Annotated in this window: 6 protein-coding genes and 1 pseudogene; all 7 read right to left on the minus strand. The window is 51.8% G+C overall.

All coding sequences use genetic code 11. The annotated features are described in order from the left end of the window. Positions 1-101: 101 nt before the first annotated feature. The 7 genes and pseudogenes from nadE to B1C80_RS25100 all read right to left on the minus strand — a co-directional run bounded on the left by nadE (position 102) and on the right by B1C80_RS25100 (position 9,679). A pseudogene (gene nadE / locus B1C80_RS25065) lies at positions 102-2,171 on the minus strand (NAD(+) synthase). Positions 2,172-2,193: 22 nt separating this feature from the next. Continuing rightward, positions 2,194-3,003, minus strand: coding sequence for a cation transporter (locus tag B1C80_RS25070; RefSeq protein WP_077923952.1), 810 nt, complete (start codon positions 3,001-3,003; stop codon positions 2,194-2,196). Between the two features lie 878 nt (positions 3,004-3,881). Next, the gene (locus tag B1C80_RS25080; protein WP_077923940.1) at positions 3,882-4,583 is read right to left on the minus strand and encodes a DUF1345 domain-containing protein; all 702 of its coding nucleotides are present in this window, start codon (positions 4,581-4,583) and stop codon (positions 3,882-3,884) included. A 94-nt stretch (positions 4,584-4,677) separates the two neighbouring features. Beyond that, positions 4,678-5,889, minus strand: coding sequence for an OprO/OprP family phosphate-selective porin (locus B1C80_RS25085; RefSeq protein ID WP_161492817.1), 1,212 nt, complete (start codon positions 5,887-5,889; stop codon positions 4,678-4,680). A gap of 64 nt (positions 5,890-5,953) precedes the next feature. Next, the gene (locus tag B1C80_RS25090) at positions 5,954-6,907 is read right to left on the minus strand and encodes a PE-PGRS family protein (protein WP_077923942.1); all 954 of its coding nucleotides are present in this window, start codon (positions 6,905-6,907) and stop codon (positions 5,954-5,956) included. A gap of 109 nt (positions 6,908-7,016) precedes the next feature. Beyond that, positions 7,017-8,264, minus strand: coding sequence for a TolC family protein (locus B1C80_RS25095; RefSeq protein ID WP_236648921.1), 1,248 nt, complete (start codon positions 8,262-8,264; stop codon positions 7,017-7,019). Between the two features lie 179 nt (positions 8,265-8,443). Then, complete coding sequence (locus B1C80_RS25100; protein ID WP_077923944.1) at positions 8,444-9,679, minus strand: sodium:proton exchanger; 1,236 nt, start codon at positions 9,677-9,679, stop codon at positions 8,444-8,446. Positions 9,680-9,719 lie beyond the last annotated feature (40 nt).

The following is a 9,719-nucleotide window of genomic DNA, read 5'->3' on the forward strand; positions in this document are numbered from 1 at the left end:
AGTAAAATACAAAGGGAGCCAAATTGCTCCCTTTTTGCGTGTCGCCCGATGGCCAGAGTTCTAAAAAAATCAGAACGCTCCGAAATAGGCTAAAACGTGTTTTATCTTCCCTGTTCCTTTAGCCAGTCGAGCATTCCTTTTAGTTCTCTGTCAAATCCGCCCGATAAAATGGGAAAGCGGCACCAGGAGCGCGGATCAAGATTGTGATCGTCCAACATGAAAGAAGGCGCGTACCGCTCGCGCTTCCATTGGTTGCGGCTCCATAGTCTGAAAAACCGCTCCACTCAAAAGGCGAGTTGCACCAACTCGTATCTGTCCGCAAAGCGTACACGGACAATTCGCAACGATTCCAAGGGAGATTGTTTGTCTCGAATAGCGGCTTCCTCGATGGCATTCAGCACATCGTAGGGCATCAAATCGTCTTCATCGACCTGCTTTTTGTCCAGTGGCCGGAGTTCGGCGCTGGGTTGTAGCTTGTTGACCGCCCGCAGTCCCTTTACCTGAATCAAATTCGCTTCGGTAGGCTCCGACACCGTGCCGCTACGGTCGGGCGATACCCAGGCGTTTTTGACGTTCAGCCCGACGGTTTCGAGCCAGCGCAACCAGCTTCGCAAAAAATGCTTATCAATGCCGGTAATGGGGGAAATGCTGCCTGCTGTATCGCCGTCCATCGTAGCATAGCCCACAGCGGCTTCCGAACGGTTCGAGGTCGTCAGCAACAGCGCATTGCTTAAATTGGCCAGCATCCAAATGCTGGGTGCCCGCACCCTGGCCTGAATGTTCTGCAAGGCAATATCGTCGGTTTCCCAGGTGAGTTTACGGCCCCATTGTTCTTCGATCAGCCCCCGGTAGGTTTCCACCAAGCCATCAATGCGGATGGAGAGAAACCGCGCGCCAATATCGTCGGCCAATTCCTTGGCGGATTGAAACGTATCGTCGGACGAATTTTCCGTGCCCTGGTACATAACCGTCAGCAACTGTCCCACGATGGCTTCCGATGTGGTGCATTCCTGAATCGTCTGGATGTAGCCGAGCTTCCTTTTGACACCATCGAGGCCGATATTTTCAACCGCCATGCGGATCATTAAAAAGACCAGAGCAGCAATGGCCGACGAATCGGCCCCACCGCTCAGCGACAGCACGTAGCCTTGCGAACGGCTTTTACGCAGATAATCGAATAACCCCAAGGCTACCGCACGAGAAAATTCTTCTTCTTTCAGGTAGCCCCCCCGTTCCCAGGCTTCCAGTTCCGCTTTTTGGTTGAGCGGTTCAACAGCCGGAAAATCGAAGCTCGTTTTGATGAGCCAGTCGGACGCAGCCCGTGCAATCGGCCCCCGATCCTGAATTTGACGCAATCGGGTGGCTTCCACATCCACCACCGCCGAGACCAGCACGAAATCTTCGTAGCTCAAACGCGGCCCCGAAGTCAGCAGCACGCCGTTGGAAGCCACCATCGTATCCCCGTCATAGATGACACGCCCAGCCTCATTTCCCAGCAAATTCGTGTAAATGTAACTGACTCCGAACGCTCTGGATGCATCGACCACCAACCGTTCGCGCACCTCGGATTTGAGAAAGGCGAAATGGCTGGCCGAAGGGTTCAAGATTATATCGACGCCCCGCTTGTAGAGCACCCGGCCAGGCCGACCCGCGATCCAGGCATCCTGGCAAATTTCAAAGCCGATGCGAACCGCACCGGCGGACCGGCCCGACACCTCGAACACCCAATCCCCCAACGGATAGGTGGCTTGCCCCACCTGAATTTCGGCTTGTTGATTGGCTGCCCAGGACTGAAACCATCGCTCTTCGTAATGAATGCCATCGTTGGGCAAATGCTGTTTGCCAATAAAGCCTAAGATTCGCCCATCTCCCAACAAACAGGCCGCATTGAATATCCGGTTATTGTGCCGGATCGGAAGGCCCACCGTGACCAGGATTCCGGGGGTATGTTCGACAATTTCGAGCAGGCAGGCCACCGCTTGATCCACCGTATTTTGGGCGAAAAAAGCATCTTCGCAGCCATAGCCGGAAATGCACAATTCCGGCAGGCACAACAAACTGATTTGCTGTGCCCGTGCGGCTTGGATAGCATCAATGATATTTCGGGTGTTGTGTTCCCAATGCAGGGGCGTTTGATTCAACGCCCCTGCGGCCACTTTCAACAGTTTCATCGTACGATCACTTGACTGCGCTTTAGCGCGCTAATTGAAAAATCCGAAACGCACCCCTTGCCACGACCACGAATATCGCCAGGCCGATCAGTAAATCGGGATAAGGCGAATGGGTCAGATAGACCAGGCCTCCGGCCAGGATCACCCCCAGATTCACGACAATATCGTTCGAGGTGAAAATCTCACTGGCTTGCATATGCGCTTTGTCGCTCTTTTCGCGTCGTAGCAGATACAAGCAGATCGAATTGCCGATCAGAGCCAGCAGGGAAACCACCACCATCAGCCCAAAATCGGGCAAAGCTTCGCCCGTGATGAACCGGCGCACCACTTCTACCAATCCCCCAGCCGCCAGGATTAATTGCAGGTAGCCACTGATGCGGGCGACCTTCTTTTGCGCCCTGACAGCCTTGCTCACGGCATAAAGAGCCAGCCCATAAACCAGGGCATCGGCCAGCATATCGAGTGAATCGGCGATCAGGCCCATCGAATCGGCCAGAATACCCGCCAGCACTTCGAGGGTAAAAAAGAAGCCATTGATGGCCAACACCGTCAGCAGCAAACGGCGGTCGCGTGGCGAATCCACGCTGGGGACTTCTTCCGTCAGTTCGGCCAAGTCCGCATCTTCCGTTTCGAGCAACCGGCTATCCAACCGTAATTCTGCCAGGGCGCGCGTGATCGGCTCGGCATCCCCATTGTGCAGCACCGTTACTTTACGGTTTGGAATATCAAATTGGAGCCGTTCAACGTCCTGCTTATCAGCCAGCTTCATGCGGATGAGTTGTTCTTCGGAAGGACAATCCATCCCCGCTACCTGAAATATTGATTTATTCATCATCACAATACGTTTTGTATCGAATAACATTCATAGAGTTTACCTAAACCGGTTACATCTGAATGAGACACCAGGATTTAACCCGCTAAGCCCGTCTCAAGCCTGGTATACTATTCCCAGCGGGGTTCGTTCATCTACTTCGCTCGTTGGTTTATCTGTTGCGCAGTATACAGCGCCTTCTTGGATATTGTTGCTTTCTTTTCCTTTAGCTGGGCTTGCTGTGGAGCCTTCTGCCCGGTCCCCTTACTCTTCTGACGTTCCTTAGATCCCTCATTTTTGGCCGTTTTACGCTTGAAAAGGCCAAACAGGATTCCTAAGCGCCACAAACACCAACCGCTTACTCCTAGGGCCATTGCCAGCCCAAACAACATTTGCACTGTTCGGATTGAGGTTACCATGAGTCAAATGAGAATTAATAGATCGAATTTAATTTGGCTACCCCGTGCCAGAATGACCTGCCGGTTTTTTAGGCTGGCCATTCTGGCACGGGGTAGCTAGCTTTTATAGACGACAGGGCTATTCATCGGGTTCAAAAGACAGTAGGATTGTACTAAACTGCACAAGACAACAAGTCGAGTTTAGATCATCCATTGTCTGGATGTGTCCAGTCATTTTTAACGATACTAGGCCTGCATGAAATGAGTCGTATAGAGTACCATTCAGAAAAATGTTAACCGTTGTCCGATCTGGAAGTAAACGGTACCGAACCGGCGGACCGGCTGTGGCGGTTGTCCGTTTGTCAAGATATGAATTTCCTTGCCATCCGTCCCTGAGTTTAGCCCTCATTTAGGATGAACGACCGGGGTGGTGCGCCAGCGATGCCGTCAGACCGCCAAAGCGGAGCAGTCGCACCAAAACGGCAAAACTACCCAACCTTCTTATTTCTGCACAAACGTTGAGATAATGTTGATGCTTAACGCCACAATGACGGTATTAAAACCAAAGGAAAGCACCCCGTGCAACAGAGCCAGGCGACGGATGGTGCTGGAAGAAACCTGCACATCGGATACCTGGAAGGTCATGCCGATGACAAAGGAAAAATAGGCAAAGTCAATGTAGTTTGGCGTTTCGTCGTTTGGGAAATTCAACCCGCCCATGTGCTCTTTTTCAATACCATCTTCGTTGGTTTTAGAGGTGTAAAAAAGATGCGCATAACGAACGGCAAACACCGTATGTATCAACCCCCACGAACAAACAGCAGAGGCTACCGCCAGTGCCAGGTGCACATTGTAACCCGACTCGTTAGACTCGTTAATAGCCGGCAGCATCTTCATCAACAAGACAATGATAAATAAGCTGATGAAGCAAACCGAGAGCACCATTAGAAAAAGAACCGTGCGACTGGTGTCCTGTTTTTTAGCAACACTTTTGATTTCATCCGGTTGAACAGTGAACATCGTTGTCCAGAATAAAACCAGATTTGTCAGGGCAAAGCTTAACCATGCAACCATAAATTGAATAGAAGAAGTGGCTCGGCCTTCAGCGAATAAAAAAGCAATTCCAGCAAATGCTACGGCAACCAAAAGCCGCAGGCCTGCAGGCATCTGATGAACGGTGTAAATAAACTTGTTTTCTTTCATAAGGTAGCATAATGTTTGAAACCTTCTCATCCTCAAGGCTATGGCCGTTAGAAAGTGACGCTTATTTATAAACAACATTTTTTCAACCGCTCTTCTAAAACTGGTATTGGAACCGGAGCTGCAATAAATGGCTTTTTGTGTACCATCGGCCATCATTATTAATGGGTTGATTGAAGACATACCTTGTATAATTTAACACCACTTTTACATCATCATTCACATACCAATTTATGCCTGCCGTAGCGGCATGCAATCCGTTCGTGCCATTGGCAAGATTTGCCAGCAATGCAGCATCCGGCAGATGCGACATTTCATAACGGGCCGCCAGTTCAAAAGCCCCCCAGCCCGTCCTTTTTGCATCGAGGGGTTTGTTAGGCTTTACATTGGCGTTTGATTTTTTGCCCTCCCCTGTCAGTACATAGGTGGCGGCTAGGTAATACCCATCGGCCTTCAAATTAGCGGCACCTCCATTTCTCACCAGGTTTTCTGCGGTATACCGCAGATATTCTGCCCTAATCCCAACGTTTTTTATCAACCACTCCAGGTCGTATCCAAAAATGGTAACGCTACCCCCTTGCTGCACACTATCGCTGTAAGAAAGCACTGCCGATTCGGTAGGCAGCTTGTAGCTGGCCTTACTAAAATTATTTTTTTGCCTTCCGTGCGAAAAAGAAGCGCCCAAATGCACCTGTCCGACAATGGAACTTTTAAACGAAGCAAATGGCATAAGCACTACTCTACCGATGACCGTTTTGCCATTGTTGTTTTCCGGTTTATTACGACCTTCACCGTTAAAGAGGCCTGTGGCATAATTAAAAATTTTCTGCTTATCTTCGCCAAACACCATTGCCCCAATATCGTAAGCAGGCGAAAAATTTTCGATCATAAAAGCCCGGCTCACAAAATCAATTTGAGCGCTTGATTGAAGGTTGGACTGGCTGAAGGGAACCTTAAATTGCCCAACACGGAACCTGGCAAAAGGTAAATGCCTCGACTCCAGAAAAGCTTCGTTCAATTCTACTTTTCCTCTGTCCATACGGACGTATAGCATGTACCTGAACTTTTCATGGAAAAAGCCGGTGACGGCAAATCGTGCCCTTCGCACCAAAAATTCAGAAAGGTTAGGACTATTGCCAAAGGGCAGGTATGTATCCACTTGCGCATAGCCTTTAAATTTTAACACGTCGCCGGGGCCTATGAAGAGGTAGCCGCCATCAAAATCACCGGGCCGGGGAGGGTTGTCTTCCTGTGCTTGTGCGGATGCATGAATGAACAACAGCAATAACCCTATCAATAAATGCCTCACAATCGTAAGTTTTATAATCACTACACAAGTACCAATTCCGTTTTATTGCATGGACATTGACCAATTAGAGCCGTTTATAATAATTCAAGGTAACCGACGCGGCATTGCCGCGCTCACTCAGGGTGAAAAAGCCATTCCCCGCTTTATCAAACCCGATTGCCTCGCCCTGGGGCTCGATTAGATAGGGTAATGAGCGGGGTTGCTGGGTAGTGAGTACCGCATCGAGACCCTCCTTTGTAGTGCGTCGCCAGTAGGCGATGCCCACGTAGGTTTTCAACACGATGTCCGTCCCATCGGGCGAGATACTACCCGAGGTCACTAAACTAAGGGGTACTTCCCCCCGGAAGGTGGCGGTGGAAACCGATGCCGTAGTTTGTGGATACGCCAACTGGTACAGTCGAGCCTTATCGGCGGCTTTGGTGACGATCCACAAATCGCGCGTCAAGGGGTCTAACAGGAGCGTTTCGGCATCGTGCGGGCCGTCGGCGTAGCGAAACGCAATTCGATCAACCGAGGAGACCATAGCCGTCAACGAGGTTGGTTCAGCCAGCCGGTAGATGTAGTTTTCCGCGTTACCCCCCGCATTATCCCCTATATCGGCTACGTACAGGTAGGAAACTCCAGACTGGGGCCCAGGGCCAATAGCGAGATCTTCCCAATCCCGGTTCATGACGCCCGGAATGTGTATCCGTCCGATCAGTTTACCCGCGTGCGAGAGTAGATTTAACTGGGACGGATTACCGCTGTCTTCCTCAACCCACAGGTAACCATTCATCGTCTGGCTGTCGGCGATCCCCGATGCTTCATCGATCAGTCCCGGCTCGATGGGTACCCGCTGAGGAACGGTTTCCACGGTAAACGTGGGGTCCAGTCCTTTTTCTGGCGTACAGGTGGTCATCAGTAAGATCGCTACCGTAGCGGCCAGCCCTTTCCAAAAAAGGGAAGCCTGAATACGTTTAATCAATAATCGTCCCTTAGTATACGCCAGCGTGCTGGTCCGAAATGATAGTTGTCTCATAAAAAAACAGGTTGGGTGAATCGGGTTTAAAAACCCGGTGGGATATAGCTAAACAGGCTTGAGCGTTCCGTTGAGGTTCCCTGTAGCATCAACAGGATGGATAGACCCTTTAGAAAAAACGGGTGTTTGTCGCGTAATTGAGCAATTGCTGGGACTGGAACAGATTGTTGTCCAGATTGATGTCATTTAGCTGCGCCTGTTGGTAGACACGGATTTTGTCCAGATAATCCAGCAGGCCGATGGTACGGGCGTTGTAGAGCCGGGTAGCATCGGTAGCGATCTGCTGAATCTGACTCTGATTCAGCGTATCCGGCGGTCGGCTGTTGAACAGCGTGTAGTAAGCCTTGAGCTTGTCGTAGGCGTTTAGTACATCGCTTTTAACCAGATTCTGCTGGTTGTCCAGCCCGGCCCCCACACTTTTCAACGTCAGCTCAGCCGCTTTAATCGCGCCCTGATTCCGGTTTCGGATTGGCACATCCATCAGTAGTTGTAAGCCGACAAAGTTGAGGTAAGCATTACCATACCGTTCGTAGTCAGCACCAACGATCAGGTTAGGGGTTCTTCGGGCCCGTTCAAGCGACAGGCTCCGTTCGGCATTGATAATCTGTTCCTGGGTAAGCGCCACATCCGGCCGGTGGGCCAGGGCGGAATCGAGGGCGGTCGATACGGACGGCAGCACAGGTTGGGTGGTCGGGATGCTGATCGGGTACAGGAGTGAGTCATCTCCCCGTCGCAACAGAACCCTCAGGGTGGCCTGCTCATCGGCAATCTGACTCTGGTAATTCGCGATGTTTGCCTGTAGATCACGGTTAGCCAGATCCAGCCGCGTCACTTCGAAAGGTGCGATACCGCCTGTTTTTAAGGCGACCCGGTAGGAGTCGGCCAGGCGTTGCTGGCGAGCCAGTTCGTTACCAAACAGCGCCAGCGCTTTTAAGTCATAATACAGGTTCGCGTAGGTCGAATACAACTGATACCGCAGATCACGTAGTAACTCCCGAAAGGCCAGTTGAGCCAGACTGCGATTACTTTCAGCCAGCGCAATGAGCTTGCTGCGTTTGCCCGCCAGTTGAATGAGCTGCTGTACCTGTAGCTGCAAGTACCCACTATTATACACCTGATTGTCAAGATCGACCTGAGAGGGAGTACGCAGGGGCAATACCTTGTTTGTATTTGGATTATACAGATTGGTCATGAACAGCACGTTCGGATTGGCATGCAGCCCGGCTTGGGTCACCCCTGCCCCCGCGATGTCAATCTGGTACTTCTGAGCGAGAAGCTGAAAGTTGCGGTCGAGGAACATTTGCTCCACCTGGGCTAAACTTAGCCGAAGTGTATCAGAAGCAGGAGAGGTGCTCATGGTCTGCGCCAAGGAAGAGGGGCTTGTCAGCAACCAGCATAGAAGCAGGGCAAAACCAGGTGCTGACCACTGGCGTTTTTTTATTCGTAACATAGGTCAATAGTGATAAACGGGGTAATACATAAAGCTTCTGTTTAAGGCCGGTATGTCAGGATTAGCGAGTCGGACGAGTTTCGTGCTCAATCCGGGATGGTAGCCGGGCTACCTCTGAGTACCTGCCGGGCTACCGCGTTGAGTTGGGAAAAATTCAGGGTAAAGAAGAACAGGGCCAGAGCCAGATACACCCATCCCAGGTAAGTTAGCGCCCTCACACTGGCGACCGGGTCGTGCTGGTAATGAAAGGCCAATCCAATCTGGACGCTGAACAAACCAACCAGGATAGCGGCATGCCACAGGCTAAGCCGGAACCGAAGGAGTACGGCCACTCCAAAGAGCGACTGAGTGGCCGTTAAGAAAAATTCTTCATGCTGGCGGGTGTCTAAAGGCAGGGCCGTGAAGGTGGAGGCCCCAACACTCATGGCCAGCGGCAGCATACCAATCAGCAGCGTCCACTGATTGATTTTATCACTGATCATGGCCGTGAGCCCCGCCCCGGAGCGGCCAGCCAGCACAAACAAGACCGCAATGGAGACGGTGGGCGCTTCACTGGCCAGCGGTGCCAGCCACTGGATCAGCAGAAACTCATCGATTCCTACCTGGCGACCCGCCCGCACGATGGATTCAGCGAACGGCTCGGCGCACACCAAAATCACCCCACTGGCCACCGCCGTAAGCAGACCGATGATGCCCCACTGCTGGGCTTTGGGCAGCCTCGACAAGGCGGCTGCCGGGCCGGGTTCTTCGTCTTCCTCCGCTTCCTGGGCCTTCGGGGTATGGCTAACCCGCCATAAATAGCTACCAAACAACCCAACCAGGATGAGCGTATCCCATAAGCCGATCTGATCCCTGAGCAGGATAATAAAGGCGTACAGACTGGCACCCAGCAGAAAGCCGATCTCCAATCCGTTAGCGGGTTGCAGATCAATGGCCCGCTGACGGGTCTTATACCAATGCAACACGGCCATCAGCGGCCAGGCAACCCCCACCAGCAGCCGGTTGGCCCCCGTCATGTTGGCCGCAGCGTAATGAACATACATCGACTGGGGATGCTGACCCGCCTGAAACGCGTAATAAATATCGACCGCGTATTCGGGCAGCACCGTCACCAGGGCGACTAAGGCCAGGATCAACCCCTGGGAAACAAATCGTTCGGCACTTTCGGCTCCCCAGGACAAAAGGAAACCGGCGGCTAAGATGGCACTGCCATATCCGCCAACGGCAACCAGGGCACTGGGTTGCCAGCTACCAAAACGTAGCACTAAAGCCGGTAGCGTGGCGGCAATGGCGAGTAGAACATACAAAAAAAATGGATGCATCTGGTGATTGAGTTAGGGGCTTTCCGATTGATTCGCTGCC

Source organism: Spirosoma sp. 209 (genome assembly GCF_002006735.1).
Lineage (GTDB): Bacteria > Bacteroidota > Bacteroidia > Cytophagales > Spirosomataceae > Spirosoma > Spirosoma sordidisoli.

Excerpts from the sequence above, each read along its gene's own strand:
- B1C80_RS25100 (WP_077923944.1), bottom strand. The coding sequence starts at position 9,679 with ATGCATCCATTTTTTTTGTATGTTCTACTCGCCATTGCCGCCACGCTA.
- B1C80_RS25080 (WP_077923940.1), bottom strand. The coding sequence starts at position 4,583 with ATGAAAGAAAACAAGTTTATTTACACCGTTCATCAGATGCCTGCAGGC.
- B1C80_RS25070 (WP_077923952.1), bottom strand. The coding sequence starts at position 3,003 with ATGAATAAATCAATATTTCAGGTAGCGGGGATGGATTGTCCTTCCGAA.
- B1C80_RS25090 (WP_077923942.1), bottom strand. The coding sequence starts at position 6,907 with ATGAGACAACTATCATTTCGGACCAGCACGCTGGCGTATACTAAGGGA.
- B1C80_RS25095 (WP_236648921.1), bottom strand. The coding sequence starts at position 8,264 with ATGAGCACCTCTCCTGCTTCTGATACACTTCGGCTAAGTTTAGCCCAG.